Raw genomic sequence first — 20,845 nt, 5'->3', positions numbered from 1 at the left:
CAGCCACGATGCCGATGTCCGCAAAGGGAGACCCCCGATGAGTTATTTCCTCGATCGCTTGCAGTTCTTCAAGCGTGATCCCCAGACCTTTGCCGATGGCCACGGATTCGCCAAGAGCGAAGGCCGTGACTGGGAAAACAGTTACCGCGCCCGCTGGCAGTACGACAAGATCGTGCGTTCCACCCACGGCGTGAACTGCACCGGCTCATGCAGCTGGAAGATCTACGTCAAGAACGGCCTGGTCACCTGGGAAACCCAGCAGACCGATTACCCGCGCACGCGCCCGGACCTGCCCAACCATGAACCGCGTGGCTGCCCGCGTGGCGCCAGCTATTCCTGGTACCTGTACAGCGCCAACCGGCTGAAGTACCCGCTGATCCGCGGCACGCTGCTGCGCCTGTGGCGCGAGGCGCGCAAGAGCAAGGCCCCGGTCGACGCGTGGGCCAGCATCGTCGAGGACAAGGAGAAGGCACGCTCGTACAAGACCCGCCGTGGCATGGGCGGCTTCGTGCGCCTGCAGTGGGAAGAGGCCAACGAGATCATCGCCGCCTCCAACCTGTACACGGTGAAGCAGTACGGCCCGGACCGCGTGGTGGGCTTCTCGCCGATTCCGGCCATGTCGATGGTGTCCTACGCCGCCGGTGCGCGTTACCTGTCGCTGCTGGGTGGCGCCTGCCTGTCCTTCTATGACTGGTACTGCGATCTGCCGCCGGCATCGCCGCAGATCTGGGGCGAACAGACCGACGTGCCCGAATCGGCCGACTGGTACAACAGCCGCTACATCATCGCCTGGGGCTCGAACGTGCCGCAGACGCGCACGCCCGATGCGCACTTCTTCACCGAGGCGCGCTACAACGGCACCAAGACGGTGGCGATCTGCCCGGACTATTCCGAGCTGGCGAAGTTGACCGACCACTGGCTGCACCCCAAGCAGGGCACCGATGCGGCGCTGGCTTTCGCCTTTGGCCACGTTATCCTGCGCGAGTTCCATGTGGATTCGCCTTCGCAGTACTTCCAGGACTACTGCCGCCAGTATTCGGACATGCCGATGCTGGTGCGCCTGGAGCGCCGCGACGATGGCCGCCTGGTGCCGGGCCGTTTCCTGCGCGCCAGTGAACTGGGCGGGCTGGGCGAAGCCAACAACCCCGACTGGAAGACCCTGGCCTATGACGAAACCAGCGGCCAGATCGTGGTGCCGAACGGCTCTATCGGCTTCCGCTGGGGCGAGAAGGGCAAGTGGAACATCGAGGAGAAGGAGAGCAGGGGCGCCGAGACGCGCCTGCGCCTGAGCCTGGCCGATGGCCATGAAGGCATCGAAGCGGTGAGCTTCCCGTACTTCGGTGGCATCGAGACCGATGGCTGGACTGCCGCGCCGGCCGACGACGTGCTTGAGCGCAACATCCCGGTGCGTCGCCTGGCCCTGGCCGAGGGTGGCGAAACCCTGGTGGCCACTGTCTACGACCTGCTGCTGGCCCAGTACGGCGTGGACCGTGGCTTTGGCGGCGGCAACGTGGCATCGAGCTTCGACGACATGGTGCCGGGCACCCCAGCCTGGCAGGAGCGCATCACCGGCGTGTCGCGCGCCGAGGTGATCGAGATCGCCCGCGAGTTCGCACGTACCGCCGACAAGACCCATGGCCGTTCGATGATCATCGTCGGCGCGGGCATGAATCACTGGTTCCACAACGACATGAACTACCGCGGCCTGATCAACATGCTGATCATGTGCGGTTGCGTGGGCCAGACCGGTGGTGGTTGGGCGCACTACGTGGGCCAGGAGAAGCTGCGCCCGCAGACCGGCTGGCAGCCACTGGCGTTCGGCCTGGACTGGAGCCGCCCGCCGCGCCACATGAACGGTACGTCGTTCTTCTACTTCAACACCGGGCAGTGGCGCTACGAGAAGCTGCAGGTGGATGAGCTGCTGTCGCCGCTGGCCGATGCCAGCAAGTACAGCGGCAGCCTGGCCGACCTGAACCTGCGCGCGGTGCGCATGGGCTGGTTGCCGTGTGCGCCGCAGCTGGACCGCAACCCGTTGCAGCTGGTGCGCGAGGCCGAAGCGGCGGGTGTTGCCCCGGCCGACTACGCGCTGGGCAAGTTCAAGGACGGCTCTCTGGACTTCGCCTTCGCTGATCCGGATGCACAGCAGAACCACCCGCGGATGATGTTCATCTGGCGCTCGAACCTGCTCGGTTCCTCGGGCAAGGGCCACGAATACATGCTGCGGCACCTGCTGGGTACGCGCCATGGGCTGCAGGGCAAGGATCTGGGCGAGATGGGGGCGATCAAGCCGGAGGAAGTGACGTGGCGTGACGAGGCGCCGGAAGGCAAGCTGGACCTGCTGGTCACGCTCGACTTCCGCATGTGCACCACCGCGCTGTACTCGGACATCGTGCTGCCGACCGCGACCTGGTACGAGAAGGACGACCTCAACACCTCGGACATGCACCCGTTCATCCACCCGCTGTCGAAGGCGGTGGATCCGGCCTGGGAATCGCGCAGCGACTGGGAGATCTTCAAGGAGGTCGCCCGCACCGTGAGCGAGATGGCGCCCGGTGTGCTGGGCGTGGAGAAGGATCTGGTGCTGGTGCCGACCCTGCACGACACCCCCAACGAACTGGGCATGCCGTTCGGCGTGGCCGACTGGAAGAAGGGCGAGTGCGAGGCCGTCCCGGGCCAGACCATGCCGTCGATGACGGTGGTGGAGCGCGACTACCCGAACCTGTACCGCAAGTTCACCTCGCTGGGCCCGCTGCTGGACAAGCTGGGCAACGGCGGCAAGGGCATGAGCTGGGACACCAAGCACGAGGTCGAATTCCTCGGCAAGCTCAACCACACCGTGCACGAGGCGGGCGTCAGCCAGGGCCGGCCGGCGATCTCGACTGCGATCGATGCGGCCGAAGTCATCCTGCACCTGGCGCCGGAAACCAATGGCCATGTAGCAGTAAAGGCCTGGGCGTCGCTGGGCACCTTCACCGGCCGCGAGCACACCCATCTGGCGGTGGGCAAGGAGCACGAGGCGATCCGCTTCCGTGACATCCAGGCGCAGCCGCGCAAGATCATCTCCTCGCCGATCTGGTCCGGGCTGGAAGACGACAACGTCAGCTACAACGCTGGCTACACCAACGTGCACGAGCTGATTCCGTGGCGCACGGTGACCGGCCGCCAGCAGTTCTACCAGGACCACGAGTGGATGATCGACTTCGGCGAGGCCTTCATGGGCTACCGGCCGCCGGTCAACACGCGCACGGTGGAACCGCTGTTGAACCAGCGCCCGAACGGCAACAAGGAGATCGTGCTGAACTGGATCACCCCGCACCAGAAGTGGGGCATCCACAGCACCTACAGCGACAACCTGATCATGCAGACGCTGTCGCGTGGCGGCCCGATCGTATGGATCAGCGAGGATGACGCACGCAGCGCCGGCATCGTCGACAACGACTGGATCGAGCTGTTCAACGTCAACGGCGCGATCGCTGCGCGAGCGGTGGTCAGCCAGCGGGTGATGCCGGGCATGGCGATGATGTACCACGCCCAGGAACGCATCATCAACGTGCCGGGATCGGAGATTTCCGGAACCCGCGGCGGCATCCACAACTCGGTGACCCGCATCGTGCTCAAGCCCACCCACATGATCGGCGGCTACGCGCAGCTGGCCTACGGTTTCAACTACTACGGCACCTGCGGCACCAACCGCGATGAGTTCGTGATCGTGCGCAAGATGGACAAGATCGATTGGCTGGACGATGAACAAGGAAGTTCGAGTGTCGCGGGCGTAGGACGCGCAGGAGCGACCGGCGAGTCAGTACCTGCAGCTGCGAAGGAGGTGGTGTGATGAAGGTCCGTGCACAGATCGCGATGGTGCTGAACCTGGACAAGTGCATCGGCTGCCATACCTGCTCGATCACCTGCAAGAACGTCTGGACCTCGCGCGAGGGCGTCGAGTACGCCTGGTTCAACAACGTGGAAACCAAGCCGGGCATCGGCTACCCCAAGGAATGGGAGAACCAGGACAAGTGGAACGGCGGCTGGGTGCGTACCCGCGCCGGAAAGCTGGTGCCACGCGCCGGTGGCCGCTGGCGCATGCTGGCCAAGATCTTCGCCAACCCGGACCTGCCGCAGATCGACGACTACTACGAGCCGTTCGATTTCGACTACCAGAACCTGCACACCGCCAAGGACAGCCAGCACCAGCCCACCGCGCGGCCGCGCTCGCTGATCAGTGGCGAGCGCATGCAGAAGATCGAGTGGGGCCCGAACTGGGAGGAGATCCTGGGTTCGGAGTTCAGCAAGCGCTCGCGCGACTACAACTTCGACCAGGTGCAGAAGGAGATCTACGGCGCCTTCGAGAAGACCTTCATGATGTACCTGCCGCGCCTGTGCGAGCACTGCCTGAACCCGGCGTGCGTGTCGGCGTGCCCGTCGGGCGCGATTTACAAGCGCGAGGAAGATGGCATTGTGCTGATCGACCAGGACAAGTGCCGCGGTTGGCGCATGTGTGTGTCGGCCTGTCCGTACAAGAAGATCTATTACAACTGGAAGAGCGGCAAGTCGGAGAAGTGCATCTTCTGCTACCCGCGCATCGAGATGGGCGAGCCGACCGTGTGCTCGGAAACCTGCGTGGGCCGCATCCGCTACCTGGGTGTGATGCTGTACGACGCCGACCGTATTGCCGATGCGGCTTCGGTGGCCGCCGAGAAAGACCTGTACCAGGCCCACCTGGACATCTTCCTGGACCCGAATGACCCGGCGGTGATCGCCGCTGCGCGCAAGGAGGGCATCCCGGACAGCTGGCTGGATGCGGCCAGGCAGTCGCCGGTGTACAAGCTGGCGATCGACTGGAAGCTGGCGCTGCCGCTGCACCCGGAATACCGCACGCTGCCGATGGTCTGGTACGTGCCGCCGCTGTCGCCGATCCAGTCCGCCGCCGAACGTGGCCGCGTGGGCATGAGCGGCGAGCTGCCGGACGTGGCTTCGTTGCGCATTCCGATGCGCTATCTGGCCAACCTGCTGACGGCCGGTGACGAGGCGCCGGTGGTGCGCGCGCTGGAGCGGCTGATGGCGATGCGTGCCTGGCGTCGGGCCAAGAACGTGGACGGCGTGGAAGACACCGCGGTGCTGGAACAGACCGGGCTGAGCATCGCCCAGGTGGAAGAGATGTACCGCTACCTGGCCATCGCCAACTACGAGGACCGTTTCGTGATTCCGACCGGCCACCGCGAGTACGCCAACGATGCCTTCGGCGAGCGCGGCGGCTGCGGCTTCACCTTCGGCAACGGCTGCAATGGTGACAGCCCGGCCGATCTGTTCGGCCAGCGCAAGACCACCACTTTCGTGGTGGACAAGGGCCCGAACCACCGCAAGGAGGTGGTGTGATGAGCGTGCTCAAGCTGGTCGGGGTATTGCTGGACTACCCCCGTGAAGAACTGTGGCAGCACGGCGAGGAACTGCTCGCCGCCTGTGACGACCCGGCGCTGAGCGCCGCCCGCCGCCAGCAGCTGCGCAGCTTCGTGCAGCAGCTGCTGGCCACCGACGCGCTGGATGCGCAGGCGGCGTGGCTGGCCAGTTTCGACCGCGGCCGCTCGATGAGCCTGCTGCTGTTCGAACACATCCATGGCGAGTCGCGCGACCGCGGCCAGGCCATGGTCGATCTGGTCGAAACCTACCGCCGCAACGGCTTCGAACTGGATGCCCGCGAGCTGCCGGACTACCTGCCGCTGCTGCTGGAGTTCCTGGCCCATCGCCCCGGCAGCGAGGCCCGCGAATGGCTGCACCACATCGGCCACATCGCCGGGATGCTGGCGGCGCGTGCTGCAGAGCGTGAGCTGCCGCACCGGGTGCTGTTCGAGATCCTGGTCGAAGCCGGTGACGGCAAGGCCGATCTGCAGGCGCTGCGCCAGCGTGCCAGCGAAGAAGTCCGCGACGATACCGCCGAGGCCATGGACCGCTTGTGGGAGGAGGAGGCGGTGCGCTTCGGCGCCGAAGCCCCTGCCGAAGACTGCAAGCCGCCCGTGCGTTCGCCGGCCCGTCCTTCGCATCGAGAGGTCCAGCCATGAGTTACTCCCTGCATCAATTCGCCTTCCAGTACTACCCGTACATCGCCGTGGCAGTGCTGCTGATCGGCAGCTGGGCCCGCTATGACAAGGCCATGTACACCTGGCGCACCGGCTCCAGCCAGATGCTGTCGGACAAGGGCATGCGGATCGGCAGCAACTGCTTCCATATCGGCATCCTGGCCATCCTCGGTGGCCACCTGGTCGGCCTGCTGACCCCGCACGCGGTGTACGAGCACTTCATCACCTCGTCGCAGAAGCAGGTGCTGGCGATGGTGGTCGGTGGTGTGTTCGGCGCGCTGTGCTTCATCGGCATCAGCATCCTGCTGGTACGCCGCCTGTTCAATGCGCGGGTACGGGCCACCGGCAGCTTCGGTGACACCCTGGTTCTGGTACTGCTGTTCGCCCAGCTGTGCCTGGGCCTGTACAGCATCCGGGTGTCGTCCGGCCACCTTGACGGTGGGGTGATGGTGCAGCTGGCCGAATGGGCGCAGCACATCGTGACCTTCCGCGCCGGTGCCGCTGATTACATCGAGGGCGTCAGCTGGGTCTACAAGATGCACATCTTCCTGGGCCTGACCCTGTTCCTGATTGCGCCGTTCACTCGCCTGGTGCACGTGTGGAGCATTCCGATCAGCTACCTGTGGCGGCCCTACCAGGTGGTGCGCCGCCGCCAGGCCACGCTGCGCTACGGTCCGCGGGAGTAAGTCATGGGCAGCCTGCCGAAATTCCTACCGATCACCGTGATCGACTCCGCCGCACCGGTTCCCGCCGAGGCGCATTCGCATCACCATGACGCGGCAGCGCAGGGGCCACGCTCGCTCGGTCAGCCGGCACCGTGCCGGCTGTTCGTGGACGAGACCGCGATCAGCGAGGCTGACATCGCCCGCGAGATGCAGCACCACCGGGCGATGCGCCCGGAACAGTCACGGGCCGAGGCGGCGCGTGCACTGGTGGTGCGCGAGCTGCTGCGCCTGGAAGCGCAGCGGCTGGGCCTGCAGGCACCGGAGGGCAACCGGGTCAGCGACGAGGAAGTGCTGATCCAGCAGCTGCTGGAGGACGCGATCGAAGACCGCGTGCCGACCGACGAAGACTGCCGCCGCTACTTCGAGCAGAATCCGGAGCGATTCCGCTCGCCTGACCGCGTGCGCCTGCGCCATATCCTGCTGGCCGCGCCGGCCGACGACGTGGCCGGGCGCTTCGCCGCACGCACCGAAGGCGAGCGGCTGGTCGGGCTGCTGAAGGAGTCGCCGCACCTGTTCGCCGATTTCGCCCTGCGCCATTCGCGCTGCCCCTCCAGCAGCGAGGGCGGCGACCTCGGCTGGTTGCAGCGCGGGCAGACCACGCCGGAGTTCGACCGCCAGGTGTTCCGCCTGCGCGAGGGCCTGGCCGGTTTCCCGGTGGAATCGCGCTGGGGCTACCACGTGGTCTGCGTCGATGCCCGCGAGGAAGGCCAGCCACAGCCGTTCGAGGCGGTGCTGCCACAGCTGCGTGATTACCTGGAGCTGCAGGTGCGGCAGCGCGAGGTGCAGGCCTACCTGCTGCAGCTGCAGGAGCGCTACCCGGTGCGCGGGCTGGACGAGATTGAAGCCGACGCGGATATCGGCTGAACCCCATTGAACGAGGAGACCCCATGAACCAGGCCCCCGCCAGTGCCGGGCAGCAGCAACGTGCGCTGTGGCTGAGCACGTTCGCCTTCACCGTGTGCTTTGCGGTGTGGATGATCTTTTCGATCATCGGCATCCAGATCAGCCAACAGCTCGGTTTGAACGACACCCAGTTCGGCCTGTTGATCGCCACGCCGGTGCTGACCGGTTCGGTCAGCCGCGTCTTCCTGGGCATCTGGTCCGACCAGTTCGGTGGCCGCAAGGTGATGGTGCTGGTGATGCTGTGTGGCGCCGTGGCCACCTGGATGCTGACCTACGCGCAGACCTACACCCAGTTCCTGATTGCCGCGCTGTGCGTGGGCATCGCTGGCGGCAACTTTTCGGTGGGCGTGGCCTACGTATCGAAGTGGTTCCCGGCCAGCAAGCAGGGCACCGCACTGGGCATCTTCGGTGCCGGCAACATCGGCTCGGCGGTGACCAAGCTGCTGGCGCCGCTGGTGATGGTGGCGGCCGGCTGGACCATGGTTGCCAAGGTCTGGGCCGTTGCGCTGGCTGTCACTGCGGTGCTGTTCTTCCTCTTCAGCAAGGAAGATCCGTCGCTGGAGCAGCGCCGCCGCGAAGGCGTGAAGCCGGTGCCGTTTGCCGAGCAGATGGCACCGCTGAAGAACCTGCAGGTCTGGCGGTTCTCGCTGTACTACTTCTTCGTGTTTGGCGGCTTCGTGGCGCTGGCGTTGTGGCTGCCGCACTACCTGGTGGGCGCCTATGGCATGGACGTGGGCCACGCTGGGATGCTGGCGGCGTGCTACTCGATCCCGGCCAGCCTGTTCCGCGTGGTCGGTGGCTGGATGTCGGACCGGATGGGTGCGCGCCGGGTGATGTACTGGACCTTCGGCGTGTCGGCCATCTGCACCTTCCTGCTGGCCTACCCGGATACCGAGTATGTGGTGAAGGGCATCCATGGCCCGATCCACTTCCATCTGGCCATCGGCGTGGTGATGTTCACCGTGCTGGTGTTCGTGCTTGGCTTCTTCATGTCGCTGGGCAAGGCCGCGGTCTACAAGCACATTCCGGTGTACTACCCGCAGCACGTGGGTGCCGTGGGCGGCGTGGTCGGCATGATCGGTGGCCTGGGTGGCTTCATCCTGCCGATCGTGTTCGGCGCGTTGAACGATGCAGTGGGCATCTGGAGCAGCTGCTTCATGCTGCTGTTCGTGCTGGTGGCGGCTGCACTGGCATGGATGCACTTCGCGATCCGTCGCATGGAACGTCGCCACTTCCCGCAGATCGACCGCGAGACCGACCTGCCCGAAGCCATTGATGCGGCCGCGGCCGAGCGGGTGCGCGGTGGCTGAGGGGGTTGCCGGCCAGCGGCCGGCACTACCAAGTGGTGGGTGAAGGGGTAGTGCCGGCCGCKGGCCGGCATGAACCCACCGATGCGCCACGCTTGATTTCAATCAGGGCCACGCGAAGAGGAACGCCCGAAGATGTCTGCCATGAGCTTCCACGTTGACGAGAGCGAGGACACTGCGCTGCAGGCGGCATTGCTGCGGCAGCCCCGACACGTGCTGTTTCCGCCGGCTGACCAGTTCAGTACCGGCTTTGGCGAAAGCGGGTGGCGCGGCGCCGTGCGCGCCAGCAACGAGCACCTGATCCCGCGTGGCTTGACGCTCGGCTTCCAGGTTGGTCGTGGTGGACGCGATGCGCCAGCGCAGGCGTATCTGGACACCCTGCTGCTGGCGCTGCGCCTGCAGGCCGGCGCGCTGGCTGAAGATCGCGAGGTAGCGGCGATGGTACTGCAGCTGGGGCTGGCCGAGACGCTGCCACCGCCCCAGCTGGGCCAGCTGCTGGATGCGGTGCCGCAGCACCTGCGCACCGTGGCGCGCCCGCAAGTGGAAGTGCGGCTGGACGCGGGTAGTGCGCTGTCACCGGCGCAGCTGCGTGCGGTCGGCTGTACCCGCCTGAACGTGATCGACCGTGCCGATGCGCCGGGGCCGACCCTGCTGGCACAGGCGCGACAGGTCGGCTTTACCGCGCGCTACTACCAGTTGCGGGTGCCCGGCAGCGAGGACACCGGCTTCATCGAACGACTGCATGAGGTGCTGGCCGAAGCGCCCGAGCGCATCCTGTTGCCGGCGCCGTTCGCACTGCCGGAACATCCTTCGGCCGCACGATGGCTGCAGAGCTGGCGCCTGCTGCGCGCAGCAGGTTACGAGCCGATCGGTGGCGATCACTATCAGCGCGGCGACCTGCCCAACCCGCATGGCCCGGGCGATGGCCAGCGTCATTGTGACCTGGCCGGCGCGCCACGCCGCGACCGCAGCGATTTCATCGGGCTTGGCCTGTCCGCCTGCAGCCAGATCGGCGAGGTGTTCTACCGCCTGGAGGACGAACTGGGCGAATGGCGTGCGCGGCTGCAGGCCGGGCACATGGGCGTGTCTGCCGGATTGATCCTGTCCGAAGACGAGCGACTGGCGGCCGAGGTGGCGCAGAGCATCGCCTGCGATCACGCGCTCGATGCGGCTGCCTTCGAATGGCGCAACGATGAACCGTTCGAAGAATGCTTCGCCGAGCAGCTGCCGGCATTGGCACCGTTGCTGGCGCGCGGCTGGGCACACTGGGATGGGCGCGTACTGCGGCTGGCCGAAGAAGGGCGGCTGCTGTGGCGTATGATGGCCGCATGCTTCCGGCCGGCGGCCGCCATCGCTTGAGTCCTGCCTCGATGTCTTCAACTCCGCCTTCCCAGGGCCGTCTCGGCCGGGCCACGCCGAACCCTGCCGCCGCTGATGACGGCGACGCGCTGCACTTCTGCAGTACCTGTGCGTTTTCCGATGCCTGCATGTCGCAGGGCTATGACAAGACCGCGCTGGGCGAGCTGCATGTGCTGGTTGACCACGTCGGTCCGTTCCATGCGGGTGACTACATCTTCCGCGCCGGCGAATCGTTCGATTCGATCGCCGCAGTACGCGCCGGCATGGTCAAGACCTTCGTCGATGACAGCCAGGGCAACGAGCAGGTGCTGGGCTTCAGCCTGCCGGGCGAAGTGATCGGCCTGAATGCGATCCACGGTTCGCGCTTCCCCTGCAATGCGGTGGCGCTGGATACGGTGCACCTGTGCCGCATCTCGTTCCCCAAGCTGAGCTCGCTGGCCACGCGCATGCCGGGTCTGCAGGCCAAGCTGTTCAGCCTGCTCAGTGCGGAGATCGGCAAGGTCGCTACCCTGGCCGCCAACCACCGTACCGAAGAGCGCATGGCCGCGTTCCTGCTGGACATGTCCGAGCGTTACGCGCGGCGTGGTTTTTCCGCCACGCGCTTCAACCTGACGATGGCGCGTACCGAGATCGCCAATTACCTGCGGATGGCGCCGGAAACCGCCAGCCGCGTGCTGCGTCGCCTGAGCGATGATGGAATCATCGCGGTGAAGCAGCGTGAGATCCTGCTGCTGCAGCCCGAGCGCCTGGCGGCGCTGGCGGTGGCCGACGAATCCGATCCGAACTGAACCTGGCCGGGAGCCTACGATGAAGCGAGCTGGACTGTTGTTGCTGGGACTGCTGGCCACGGTGCCGGCCTGGGCGGCCGACCTGACGGTGTCGGCGGCATCGAGCCTGACCGAGAGCTTCCGCGAACTGGGCGCCGCCTATGAGAAGGCGCACCCGGGGACCAAGGTCGATTTCAACTTCGCCGCGTCCGGCGTGCTGCTGCAGCAGATCAGCCGTGGCGCACCGGTGGATGTGTTCGCGTCGGCCGATGAAACCACGATGGACCAGGCACAGCAGCAGGACCTGCTGGCGGCCGGTACCCGCGAGGTGTTCGCAGTGAATGCGCTGTGGGTGGTGGTGCCGCCGCAGGCCAAGACTGCGCCGCGTACCCTGAAGGACCTGGCTGGTGCCGGCGTGCAGCGCATCGCACTGGGCAACCCGGACAGCGTGCCGGTCGGCCGCTATGCCAAGGGCGCGCTGGAAGCGGCGGGCCTGTGGCCGTCGGTGCAGGGCAAGACCATCACCACGCAGAACGTGCGCCAGTCGCTGGATTACGTGGCGCGCGGTGAGGTGGATGCCGGCTTCGTCTACGCCACCGATGCGCAGGCGATGCCCGACCGGGTGCGCCGTGCCTTCGCGGTGCCGGTGTCGGGGCGCATTGCCTATCCGTTGGCGGTGACCAAGGCCAGTGCGCAGCCGGCCGAAGCCAAGCGCTTCACCGCCTTCGTACGTTCGGCACAGGGCCAGGCGATCCTGGCCAAGCACGGGTTCGGTAAGCCCTGAGGCATGGATCTCGACTGGAGCGCGCTGGGGTTGTCGCTGAAGGTGGCCGGTTGGGCCACCGCGATCAATCTGGTGCTGGGCGTGGCACTGGGCGCGCTGCTGGCGCGGCGGCGCTTTCCCGGCCGTGAGCTGCTGGATTCGCTGCTGACCCTGCCGATGGTGTTGCCGCCAACGGTGCTGGGCTATTACCTGCTGGTGCTGATCGGCCGCAACGGCCCGATCGGCGCCTGGCTGCAGTCGTGGTTCGGCATCAACCTGGTGTTCACCTGGCAGGCGGCGGTGATCGCTGCGGCGGTGGCCTCGCTGCCGCTGGTATTCAAGCCGGCACGCGCGGCGTTCGAGGAAGTGGACGGTCAGCTTGAGCAGGCCGCACGCACGCTGGGTGTGTCCGAAGCGGCGGTGTTCTTCCGCATCACGCTGCCGCTGGCCTGGCGCGGCATCCTCGCCGGCCTGCTGCTGGCGTTCGCCCGCGCGATGGGCGAATTCGGTGCCACGTTGATGGTGGCCGGCAGCATTCCTGGCCGCACGCAGACGCTGTCGATTGCCATCTACGAGGCGGTGCAGGCCGGGCAGGATGGCAAGGCCAACGCGCTGGTGATCCTGACCTCGGTGGTCTGCATCGTGATCCTGCTGCTGGCCGCGCGGCTGGTGGGTGGGCGTCGCCGGGAGATGCGCGATGTGGCTTGACCTGCAGGTGCAGCGTCGGCTGCAGGCGGCCAGCCAGGATTTCATGCTGGACGTAGCCTTGCAGTGCACGCAGCGGCAGGTAGTGCTGTTCGGCCCCTCGGGTGCCGGCAAGAGCCTGACCCTGAAGGCAGTGGCCGGGCTGCTGCGGCCGGGCCAGGGCCACGTGCGCCTGCAGGGGCAGACCTTGTTTGACGCGGCGGCCGGCGTGGACCTGCCACCGCAGCGCCGTCGGCTGGGCTACGTGTTCCAGGATTATGCGTTGTTCCCGCATCTGAGCGTGCGCCAGAACGTGGCGTTCGGTCTGCAGAAGGGCTGGTTGAATCCGCGCGCCCGCCAGCGCTTCGACGCAGTGGAGCAGTGGTTGCACGCATTCCGCATCGACACGGTGGGCGATCTGCTGCCCTCGCAGGTCTCCGGTGGCCAACGCCAGCGCACGGCGCTGGCGCGGGCCCTGGTGACGCAGCCGCAGGCGCTGCTGCTGGATGAGCCGTTCTCTGCGCTTGACCATGATCTTCGCCAGCACCTGCGCCAGGAGCTTGAGACCGTGCTGGACAAGACCGGCATCCCATTGTTGTTGATCAGCCACGACCCGCAGGATGTGGCCATGTTCGGCCAGCAGGTAGCACGGGTGGTGGACGGCCGCATCGTCGGCGGTTGATCCGTGATGGACGCGCGGGCGATGGTTGGTTGCATCTGATGGTAGTGCCGGCTGCTGGCCGGCAGCCATGGAATCCGGGGCAGCCGGCCAGCGGCCGGCTCTACCGGTTCAGGGGTTTCGCGACGCACGGGCAATGGATGGCCATATCTGATGGTAGTGCCGGCCGCDGGCCGGCAACCAYGGATTCCGGRGCAGCCGGCCAGCGGCCGGCTCTACCGGTTCAGGGGTTCCGTGACGTACAGGCGATGGTTGGTTGCATCTGATGATAGTGCCGGCCGCTGGCCGGCAACCACGGATTCCGGAGCAGCCGGCCAGCGGCCGGCTCTACCGGTTCAACCGTTCGTCGCCCACTGGATGAACGCCCAGCGCCGCGTCGGCGCCATGCCGAAACGATGCTGTGGCGAGCGTGCATGCCATGCACGTACGCGTGCCTCCTCATCCGCATCCAGCGCACCGAACAGCTCCACGGCCTGGCGCACCAGGCCGTCGGCATCCTGCGCGACGTCGCGCACCGATTCGGGCAGGTAGTCCAGCTGCGGCTCGCGTCCCATGTCCAGCAGCATGTTGATCGGGTAGCGATGATCGGGCATCGGCACCCAATCACGGCCAAGCAGCTCGGCCAACTCCGGTACGCCGGCCCGAGGACCGGTGGCGAAGGTGATGCAGGCACGCTGGCGGGCGTGCGCATCCAGCCTGCGCAGCGCGGCCTCCAGATCCGCCACCATCAGCGAGCGCGAGGCAATGGCCAGATCACAGCGCGGCACGTCGCGCCAGTCGTCGGTCCACGACAGCGCCCAAGGCGTGACGTTGGAAACGCCGTCGCGGGTGATGGCGGCACGCAGGCCGTCGAGCATGCCGGTGCTGTAGTCGAGCGCATGCACATGACCGACCTGCGTAGCGATCGGCAGGCTCAGCAGCCCGGGGCCGCAGCCCACGTCGAGCACGGTGGCCACGCCAGAAAGATCAAGCCGGGCGAGGAACGCCTCGCTGTAGTCGTCGTGACGGCGCCTCCAGCTGGACTGTGCGGCACGCGCGTCCCAGGCACTGGCCGGCTTGGCCCGGAAGCCACAGGCCTGCAGGTGTTGGCGATAGCGTGCGCTGTGGTCGATCGGGGTCGGTAGCGGTGTATTCATGTAGAAGTTCCGGAAGCGGGCAGGGCGGCGGCGACGCGTGCGGCATCGACGCCATACAGGGTGGCGAGGTGTTCGGGCGTTGCGACCTCGCGGGCAGGGCCGAGCGCCTGCAGGCTGCCAGCGGACATCAACGCGATGCGGTCGGCCACCTGCAGCGCGTGCTGCGGCTGATGGGTGGACAGCAGCACGCCGATGCCACGCTCGGCCAGGCGGCGCACGGTGTCGAGGATGCGCAGCTGGTTGCCGAAATCGAGGCTGGCGGTGGGTTCGTCCATCACCAGCAGTTGCGCCTGCTGGGCCAGTGCACGTGCGATCAGTACCAGCTGGCGTTCGCCACCGCTGAGCGTGGTGACGGTACGTTCGGCCAGCGCCTGCAGGCCCAGTTCGCGCAGGCAGTCATCGGCGATGGCCTCGTCGGCGCGGCCAGGTGCGGACAGCAGGCCCAGGTGCGCGGCACGGCCCATCGCCACCACCTCGCGCACGCGCCAGGCAAAGGGCAGCGGCGCGGCCTGCGGCACGTACGCCATGCGGCGGGCGCGGGCGGCGCGATCATGCGCGCGTAGCGGCGAGCCCTGCAGGTCCACTTCGCCGCGTACCGCAGGCAGCAGGCCGAGCAGGGTGCGGAACAGGGTGGTCTTGCCACAGCCGTTCGGGCCAAGCAGGCACAGCACCTCGCCGGGCTGCACCGACAGTGCAAACGGCACGCCCAGTGCCACGCCGGCATGGCCGATGACCAGGCCACGTGCCGCCAGAAGCGGGGCCGCAGCATTCATGGGCGACGCTCGCTGCGTGCCAGCACCAGCAGGAAACACGGCACGCCGACGAAGGCGGTGAGGATGCCGAGTGGCAGTTCGATCGGCGCCAGGGTGCGCGCCAGCGTATCGGCGGCAAGCAGGAAGCTGGCGCCAAGCAGCAGGCTGGCCGGCAGCAGGCGGCGGAAATCAGCACCGACCAGCAGCCGCGCGATATGCGGAACCACCAACCCGACCCAGCCGATGATGCCGGCCAGTGACACCGCTGCCGCGGTGCACAGCGTGGCGGCGGCAATCAGCGTCCAGCGCAGCGGGGTGACCGCCACGCCCAGCGCGCTGGCCTCTTCATCACCCAGGCCTAGCAGGTTCACTCGCCAGCGCAGCAGCACCAGCGGCAGCAGCCCGATCAGCAGCAATGGCGCGGTGACCTTGAGGTCGTCGATGACCACCGCGTTCAAGCCACCCAGCAGCCAGAAGGTGATGGACGGCAGCTGGGTGTACGGATCAGCCAGCAGCTTCAGCAGTGAAATGCCGGCACCGAGCAACGCAGACACCGCGACGCCGGCCAGCACCAGCACCAGTACCGGATCATGCCGCCGCACCAGCGCCGCCACCAGGCAGACCAGGCCCACCGCACTAAGCCCGCCTGCGAAGGCGATGCCCTGCACCAGCAGCATCGGCAGGCCGAGGAACAGCCCCAGCGAAGCGCCAAGGCCCGCGCCGGCCGAGACCCCGAGGATGTCCGGCGACACCAGCGGATTGCGGAACATGGCCTGGTAGGCCGCGCCGGCCGCCGACAGCACTGCCCCGATCAGCACGGCGGCCAGCACGCGTGGCAGTCGGATATGCCAGAGCGCGGCCTGCACCGCAGGCGGGCTGGGTTCGCCGATGCCGAACAGCTGCCAGCCGATCGCATGCAGCAGCGCCGCCGGACGCACCGGAAACTGGCCGGCCGAGAACGCCAGCAGCAGCATCGCCAGCAGAAGGCTCCAGCCACCGGCATGCCAGGCCCAGCGTGGAAGCGTGCGCATGCTCAGAGGTTCGCATCCAGGCTGCGTGCCAGTGCGGAGGGCAATGGCTGGCCCCACAGCAGCTGATGCAGCGCACCGATGCGCGCGCGCAGCGCGGCAGGCGCCAGCGCCGGCACTGCACCCGGATGCAGCCTGGATAGCAGCCACGGCAGGCCGGGCAGGCGGTTGACGCCGGGCGGGCCATCCAGCCAGCCGAACGGCAGTACGGGTGCGCAGTGCAGGCGACGCTCGCGCACGGCGCGCAGGGCACGCCAGCGTGGATCCTGCGCCGCGCGTGCAGCGAACCCGGCATCCTGGGTCAGGATCACATCCGGATCCCAGGCCAGCAGTTGCTCGAATGACACGCGGGCAAGGCCCCCGGCGCCGGCACCGGCGGCCACGTTGCGGCCGCCACAGAACTCGATGACTTCGGTGTTGATCGAACCGGACAGACCGCTTTCCAGGCCGTCGCTGCCACGCCCGTAGTACACGGTGGGCCGCGTCGCAGCGGGACGCGTCGCCAGCACCTCACGCACCAGTGCCAGCTGCGCTTCGGCCGCCTGCGCCAGTGCTTCGCCACGTGCGGCAACACCCAGCAGCCTGCCGACGTGGCGCAGCTGCGCCGGATGATCGGGCAGGCGGCCGGCAATCAGCTCGAACGGAATCGCGGTCTGCTTCCAGACCCGCTCGGCCGAGTCGCGGTAATTGGCGTCGAAGTCACCGGCATCCAGTACCAGGTCCGGCTGCATTGCCAGCAGGCGCTCGAGGCTGACCGTGCTGCCGCGCCCGGCCAGGCGACCGACCACCGGCAGCGTGCGCAGCGCTGCCGGCAGCTGCGCCAGTGCCTCGGGCGATACCTTCATCGGCCAACCGAGCAGGCGTTCGGGTGCCACCGCGGCAAGCAGTACCGCAGCCGGTGGACCGGCCGCGAACACGCGCTTGGGCGTGGCCTTGGGCGCACCCAGCCGCAGCACGCGCTGCGCCGGCATCGCCAGCAGCTTGGCATTGGCGACCAGCAACGGTGCCAGCGCGAATGCCTGCAGCAGGGCGCGCCGCCTCATGCGGCGGCCTCCGGTGCGGTGCGGCAGGCATCCCACCAGGCCTGCAATGCCGCGTCATCGGCGGGCAGCTCGACGGCCATGCCGCCGGTGAACTGGCGCCACGCGTCGAGGTAGGGCAGCTTCACCGCGGTCAACAACGGGATGCCGGCCAGCATCAGCGCCAGCAGCTCATCGGCCATGCCGCCCCCTTCCGATTCCAGCGTGCCGAAACGGTTGGCGATGGCCAGCGCGGCGCGGTCCTGCAACGCGCGGCGCAGCACCACGCTGGCATCGGCGATGCCGCCCGGGTCCAGGTTGCAGCCACAGGAGGCCGGGCCCAGCGCCTGGCTGATCGGATAACGCGAACCGGGATCGGTCACGTCCATCAGTGCCATGCGCTTGTTGCCGTTGGCGGTGGGTTCGTGCGGCAGGTGCACCAGCCCGCGCACGCGGTGGCCGGCGGCCAGTTGGCGTGCGGCGAACGCGGCCAGCAGGGCATCGGGTTCGCCGCTGTGGTCATGCACGATCGCGGCAATGCGCGGGGCCTGTATGGCGATCATGCTCAGAACCTCCAGTTGGCGTTGGCAAACCAGGTGCGGCCCGGCATCGGGTAGCCGTCGGCCAGCTCGTACCATGTGTCACCGATGTTGCGCACGCCGAGGTCGAAATCCCAGGCGTCGCGCGGGCTCCAGCTGGCCTTCAGGCCGGTGATGCCATAGCCGGGCAGCTCGCGCACCGGACGTGCGGCATCGGCGTAGCTGACCTTGCGGCCCTGCTCGGCTTCCAGCGTGGCCTGCAGCTTCAGCTGTGGCAGCAGCTGCCAGCCCACCGCCATGAACAGCCGTTGGCGCGGGCTGTCGAGCAGGGCCACGCTGCGGTCTTCCAGGTTGGTGCGGCGCAGCCAGGTGTAGCTGGCCTGCAGGTCCCAGTCGTCGCCGATGCGCTGGCGCAGGCCCAGTTCGACACCTTGGTGGCGGGCCTTGCCGACGTTCTGCGCCTGGTTGCAGGTGCTGCCGCCGCATTCGCGCGAGGCCACTACCGCATTCTGGATCAGGTCATCGATGCGGCTCTGGAACACTGCCGCCTGCAGCTGGCCACCTTCCCACCAGCGGCCACGCAGGCCCACCTCGAAGTGGGTGGCATGCTCGGCTTTCAGATCCGGGTTGGGCAGTGCCGCACCCATGCGCGCCGAGTAGCGGTCCATGATGGTCGGGAAACGCGTGCGCCGCGCGGCGCTTGCATACCACTGCTGGTCCGGTGCCAGCTGCTGCACGTACTCCAGCACGGCGTTGGTGGCATCGGTGCTGCCGGTCGGCCAGAAGTACACGCGCTTGGCGTCGCGGCGGTCATGGCCGATGCCCACGCGCAGGTGCGAGGTGTCGGTCAGCGCGATGCGGTCCTCGATCGCCACTGACGTGGTGACATCACGGAAATCCTTGGTGGGCGAGTGCGGGTTGCGCTCGCTGTGCTGGTCTTCCTTGTAGTGGATCGCGAACTGCAGTTCCTGGCGCGGCAGCGCCGTGGTGGCCAGGGTCACCGAGCCGCCCACGGTGCGGTCATCGTAGATGCTGGGGAAGCTGCTGTTGTCCATCGCCACCTGGTAGGTGCCGTCGGTGTAGGCATCCAGGCCGTTGCCATAGGTGTCGCGGTAGACGCGGGTGCGCAGCGTGGTGTGCTCGCCCAGGCGGGTGTTGCCGATGAAGTACAGGCTGTCCTTGTCCCACCACGGCCAGCGCCAGTAACGGATGCCGCTGCGCGCAGTGCCGGTGTAGACCGGGTTGTCCTTCTCGCCGTCCTGGCGCGCGTAGCCGATCGCGTACTCGTCGCCCTCGCGCGGGGTGTAGCCCAGCTTGAACGACAGGCGGCGATCGTCGCGCGAGGCGTTGCGGCGGTCCTTGCCGGTGTCGGTGGGCACGCGCTTGTAGTCGACGAAGCCCTTCGGCAGCCGGAACTCATCGGCCTTCAGGATCGACGCACCGAGCTGGAAGTACCAGTCGCCACGACGCCCGCCGAGGTTGATCGCCGCCTTGCGCTCGCCGCCATCGGCGATGCCCAGCCGCACGTCGCCTTCCAGCGCACGCTCCGGGCGGCGGCTGACCAGGTTGATCGCACCGCCGAGGATGTTCGGCCCGTACAGCAGCGAGGCACCACCACTGGCGACCTGGATCTCGGCCAGGTCGAAGGTGGTGAAACGGCCGAAGTCCACGTAGCCGTCATAGGGCACGTACAGCGGAATGCCATCGAGGAACACCGGTACCTGGCGTGCGTCGAAGCCGCGCAGGTAGACCATGTCCTCGTTGCGCGAGTTGCGCGCCAGGCTCACGCCCGGCAATACGCTGACCGCATCACCGACCGTGTTGCGGTCGAGCTGCTGGATGCGTTCGGCGTCGAGGCTGCGCTCTGCCACGGTGGGCGACGTGCCGCGCTCGGCATGCACGTCGATCGTGCCCAGGGTGAACACCGGCGGCGAGGCAGTGTCGGCCGCGGTGGCGGCAAGCGGGAGCAGCAGGACGGACAGGGGTAGAACGAAACGACAGGTACGCATCCTCGCGAGTCCTCGGGTTCGTTATATCCAAGATGATATAACGGTTGGCAGGGGTCAACTTGATGACCGACCCGGGGATTCTCGGCGCTGGCCGGCACGGCCACCTTGATCGATATCAAGCCCGGTGCAGGGCGGTCACGCCGTACACTGGTCGCTCTCGCGAACGCAGGGATCGATGCACGATGAGTGAGGCCGAGCCGCCGTTGGAACTGCAGGGCAACCTGTGGCTGAGCATTGCCGGTCAGAGCGTGGGCGGTCGCGGACGCTTCGCGCTGCTGGGCCTGATCGATGCGTGTGGCTCGATCAGCCAGGCCGCCAAGCGCATGGGCATGACCTACAAGAACGCCTGGGACGCGGTGGACGCGATGAATACCGCGGCCGGCGAACCGCTGGTCGCGCGCAGCGTGGGCGGCCGTGGTGGTGGCGGTGCACGACTGACCGAGCGCGGCCACCAGCTGATCGCCCGTTTCGAGGAGGTCGAGCGCGCGCACCGCACCTTCCTGCAGTCGCTGCAGGCCACCCCCGGGCTGGACGAGGATCTGGCCCTGATCCGGAGAATCGGCATGATCACCAGTGCACGCAACCAGTTCCATGGCCGGGTCAGTGCGCTGGCCACCGGTGCGGTGAATGATGAAGTGCAGGTCGAAGTGGCACCGGGCCTGGCGTTGGTGGCCACCATCACCCATGGCAGCGTGGAATCGCTGGGGCTGGCGGTGGGCGTGCCGGCCTATGCGCTGGTGAAAGCTTCCTCGGTGATCGTGGCGCAGGGCGAGGGCGCGCGCTACTCGGCGCGCAACCAGTTCGCCGGCACGGTGGAGCGCATCACCGAGGGCGCGGTGAATGACGAGGTGGTGGTGGACATCGGCCATGGCTGCAGTGTGGTGGCGGTGATCACCCGCGCCAGTACCGCAGCTCTGGAACTACGCGTAGGCAGCACGGCAACAGTACTGTTCAAGGCGTCTAGCGTGATTGTGGGCGTGCCGATGTAGAGCGGTCTGGTAGTGCCGGGGGGGGGGGGGGGGGGGGGGGGGGGGGGGCGGGGGCGGCGCGGGGGGGGGGCGGGGGGGGGGGGGGGGGGGTGGGGGGGSGGGGGGGGGGGGGGGG

General features: G+C 67.6%; 18 protein-coding genes. 12 read left to right on the top strand and 6 right to left on the bottom strand.

Features of this window, described 5'->3' with window-relative positions; genetic code table 11:
* Positions 1-37 precede the first annotated feature (37 nt).
* The 11 genes from D7T59_RS01505 (at position 38) to D7T59_RS01455 (ending at position 13,261) form a co-directional block, all read left to right on the top strand.
* Positions 38-3,832, top strand: a complete 3,795-nt coding sequence (locus D7T59_RS01505) for a nitrate reductase subunit alpha (protein WP_180851267.1) — start codon at positions 38-40, stop codon at positions 3,830-3,832.
* The gene (narH, locus tag D7T59_RS01500) at positions 3,832-5,373 is read left to right on the top strand and encodes a nitrate reductase subunit beta (RefSeq protein WP_180851265.1); all 1,542 of its coding nucleotides are present in this window, start codon (positions 3,832-3,834) and stop codon (positions 5,371-5,373) included. The genes D7T59_RS01505 and narH overlap by 1 nt, the downstream gene beginning before the upstream one ends.
* Complete coding sequence (gene narJ, locus D7T59_RS01495; protein ID WP_180851264.1) at positions 5,373-6,053, top strand: nitrate reductase molybdenum cofactor assembly chaperone; 681 nt, start codon at positions 5,373-5,375, stop codon at positions 6,051-6,053. Before narH ends, narJ begins: the two co-directional genes overlap by 1 nt.
* Positions 6,050-6,757 carry a respiratory nitrate reductase subunit gamma gene (gene narI, locus D7T59_RS01490; RefSeq protein WP_180851262.1) on the top strand — a complete coding sequence of 236 codons (708 nt, stop codon included), beginning with the start codon at positions 6,050-6,052 and terminating at the stop codon, positions 6,755-6,757. Before narJ ends, narI begins: the two co-directional genes overlap by 4 nt.
* A gap of 3 nt (positions 6,758-6,760) precedes the next feature.
* Positions 6,761-7,660 (top strand): peptidylprolyl isomerase, encoded by a 900-nt coding sequence (locus D7T59_RS01485; RefSeq protein WP_180851260.1) that lies wholly within the window; start codon positions 6,761-6,763, stop codon positions 7,658-7,660.
* Positions 7,661-7,683: 23 nt separating this feature from the next.
* A complete protein-coding gene (locus tag D7T59_RS01480) occupies positions 7,684-9,009 on the top strand; it encodes an MFS transporter (RefSeq protein WP_180851258.1) in 1,326 nt (441 codons plus the stop codon).
* Positions 9,010-9,150: 141 nt separating this feature from the next.
* The gene (locus tag D7T59_RS01475; protein ID WP_180851256.1) at positions 9,151-10,365 is read left to right on the top strand and encodes an oxygen-independent coproporphyrinogen III oxidase; all 1,215 of its coding nucleotides are present in this window, start codon (positions 9,151-9,153) and stop codon (positions 10,363-10,365) included.
* A gap of 11 nt (positions 10,366-10,376) precedes the next feature.
* A complete protein-coding gene (locus D7T59_RS01470) occupies positions 10,377-11,153 on the top strand; it encodes a helix-turn-helix domain-containing protein (RefSeq protein ID WP_164136307.1) in 777 nt (258 codons plus the stop codon).
* Positions 11,154-11,172: 19 nt separating this feature from the next.
* The gene (modA, locus tag D7T59_RS01465) at positions 11,173-11,916 is read left to right on the top strand and encodes a molybdate ABC transporter substrate-binding protein (RefSeq protein ID WP_180851255.1); all 744 of its coding nucleotides are present in this window, start codon (positions 11,173-11,175) and stop codon (positions 11,914-11,916) included.
* Between the two features lie 3 nt (positions 11,917-11,919).
* A complete protein-coding gene (gene modB / locus D7T59_RS01460; RefSeq protein ID WP_180851253.1) occupies positions 11,920-12,603 on the top strand; it encodes a molybdate ABC transporter permease subunit in 684 nt (227 codons plus the stop codon).
* Complete coding sequence (locus tag D7T59_RS01455; protein ID WP_180851252.1) at positions 12,593-13,261, top strand: sulfate/molybdate ABC transporter ATP-binding protein; 669 nt, start codon at positions 12,593-12,595, stop codon at positions 13,259-13,261. Before modB ends, D7T59_RS01455 begins: the two co-directional genes overlap by 11 nt.
* 332 nt (positions 13,262-13,593) lie before the next feature.
* On the opposite strand, the gene D7T59_RS01450 is transcribed toward D7T59_RS01455, so the two are convergent.
* From D7T59_RS01450 to D7T59_RS01425, 6 genes are read right to left on the bottom strand one after another with little or no spacing between them, the layout of a single operon-like run.
* On the bottom strand, positions 13,594-14,394 hold the full coding sequence (locus tag D7T59_RS01450; protein WP_180851247.1) for a class I SAM-dependent methyltransferase: 801 nt from the start codon (positions 14,392-14,394) through the stop codon (positions 13,594-13,596).
* The gene (locus tag D7T59_RS01445) at positions 14,391-15,167 is read right to left on the bottom strand and encodes an ABC transporter ATP-binding protein (RefSeq protein WP_180851246.1); all 777 of its coding nucleotides are present in this window, start codon (positions 15,165-15,167) and stop codon (positions 14,391-14,393) included. The genes D7T59_RS01450 and D7T59_RS01445 overlap by 4 nt, the downstream gene beginning before the upstream one ends.
* Positions 15,164-16,177 carry a FecCD family ABC transporter permease gene (locus D7T59_RS01440; protein WP_164136302.1) on the bottom strand — a complete coding sequence of 338 codons (1,014 nt, stop codon included), beginning with the start codon at positions 16,175-16,177 and terminating at the stop codon, positions 15,164-15,166. The genes D7T59_RS01445 and D7T59_RS01440 overlap by 4 nt, the downstream gene beginning before the upstream one ends.
* Positions 16,178-16,179: 2 nt before the next feature.
* On the bottom strand, positions 16,180-17,217 hold the full coding sequence (locus tag D7T59_RS01435; protein ID WP_180851245.1) for an ABC transporter substrate-binding protein: 1,038 nt from the start codon (positions 17,215-17,217) through the stop codon (positions 16,180-16,182).
* Positions 17,214-17,756, bottom strand: coding sequence for a DUF2478 domain-containing protein (locus D7T59_RS01430; RefSeq protein WP_164136300.1), 543 nt, complete (start codon positions 17,754-17,756; stop codon positions 17,214-17,216). The genes D7T59_RS01435 and D7T59_RS01430 overlap by 4 nt, the downstream gene beginning before the upstream one ends.
* 2 nt (positions 17,757-17,758) lie before the next feature.
* Positions 17,759-19,741, bottom strand: a complete 1,983-nt coding sequence (locus D7T59_RS01425; protein WP_180851244.1) for a TonB-dependent receptor plug domain-containing protein — start codon at positions 19,739-19,741, stop codon at positions 17,759-17,761.
* A 182-nt stretch (positions 19,742-19,923) separates the two neighbouring features.
* On the opposite strand from D7T59_RS01425, the gene D7T59_RS01420 reads away from it, so the two are divergent.
* Complete coding sequence (locus D7T59_RS01420) at positions 19,924-20,730, top strand: TOBE domain-containing protein (protein WP_180851243.1); 807 nt, start codon at positions 19,924-19,926, stop codon at positions 20,728-20,730.
* The last annotated feature ends 115 nt before the right edge of the window (positions 20,731-20,845 follow it).

The sequence above is a fragment of the Stenotrophomonas maltophilia genome, assembly GCF_013464915.1.
In the GTDB taxonomy this organism is placed as follows: domain Bacteria; phylum Pseudomonadota; class Gammaproteobacteria; order Xanthomonadales; family Xanthomonadaceae; genus Stenotrophomonas; species Stenotrophomonas maltophilia_AT.
Note: the sequence above shows the minus strand (reverse complement) of the source record. Positions and strands in the feature narration are given on the sequence as shown.

Coding starts and splice junctions, on each gene's coding strand:
- D7T59_RS01475 (WP_180851256.1), top strand. CDS start 9,151: ATGAGCTTCCACGTTGACGAGAGCGAGGACACTGCGCTGCAGGCGGCA.
- narJ (WP_180851264.1), top strand. CDS start 5,373: ATGAGCGTGCTCAAGCTGGTCGGGGTATTGCTGGACTACCCCCGTGAA.
- D7T59_RS01455 (WP_180851252.1), top strand. CDS start 12,593: ATGTGGCTTGACCTGCAGGTGCAGCGTCGGCTGCAGGCGGCCAGCCAG.
- narH (WP_180851265.1), top strand. CDS start 3,832: ATGAAGGTCCGTGCACAGATCGCGATGGTGCTGAACCTGGACAAGTGC.
- D7T59_RS01435 (WP_180851245.1), bottom strand. CDS start 17,217: ATGAGGCGGCGCGCCCTGCTGCAGGCATTCGCGCTGGCACCGTTGCTG.
- D7T59_RS01430 (WP_164136300.1), bottom strand. CDS start 17,756: ATGATCGCCATACAGGCCCCGCGCATTGCCGCGATCGTGCATGACCAC.
- D7T59_RS01425 (WP_180851244.1), bottom strand. CDS start 19,741: ATGCGTACCTGTCGTTTCGTTCTACCCCTGTCCGTCCTGCTGCTCCCG.
- narI (WP_180851262.1), top strand. CDS start 6,050: ATGAGTTACTCCCTGCATCAATTCGCCTTCCAGTACTACCCGTACATC.
- D7T59_RS01505 (WP_180851267.1), top strand. CDS start 38: ATGAGTTATTTCCTCGATCGCTTGCAGTTCTTCAAGCGTGATCCCCAG.
- D7T59_RS01470 (WP_164136307.1), top strand. CDS start 10,377: ATGTCTTCAACTCCGCCTTCCCAGGGCCGTCTCGGCCGGGCCACGCCG.
- D7T59_RS01485 (WP_180851260.1), top strand. CDS start 6,761: ATGGGCAGCCTGCCGAAATTCCTACCGATCACCGTGATCGACTCCGCC.
- D7T59_RS01445 (WP_180851246.1), bottom strand. CDS start 15,167: ATGAATGCTGCGGCCCCGCTTCTGGCGGCACGTGGCCTGGTCATCGGC.
- D7T59_RS01420 (WP_180851243.1), top strand. CDS start 19,924: ATGAGTGAGGCCGAGCCGCCGTTGGAACTGCAGGGCAACCTGTGGCTG.
- modB (WP_180851253.1), top strand. CDS start 11,920: ATGGATCTCGACTGGAGCGCGCTGGGGTTGTCGCTGAAGGTGGCCGGT.
- D7T59_RS01440 (WP_164136302.1), bottom strand. CDS start 16,177: ATGCGCACGCTTCCACGCTGGGCCTGGCATGCCGGTGGCTGGAGCCTT.
- D7T59_RS01450 (WP_180851247.1), bottom strand. CDS start 14,394: ATGAATACACCGCTACCGACCCCGATCGACCACAGCGCACGCTATCGC.
- D7T59_RS01480 (WP_180851258.1), top strand. CDS start 7,684: ATGAACCAGGCCCCCGCCAGTGCCGGGCAGCAGCAACGTGCGCTGTGG.
- modA (WP_180851255.1), top strand. CDS start 11,173: ATGAAGCGAGCTGGACTGTTGTTGCTGGGACTGCTGGCCACGGTGCCG.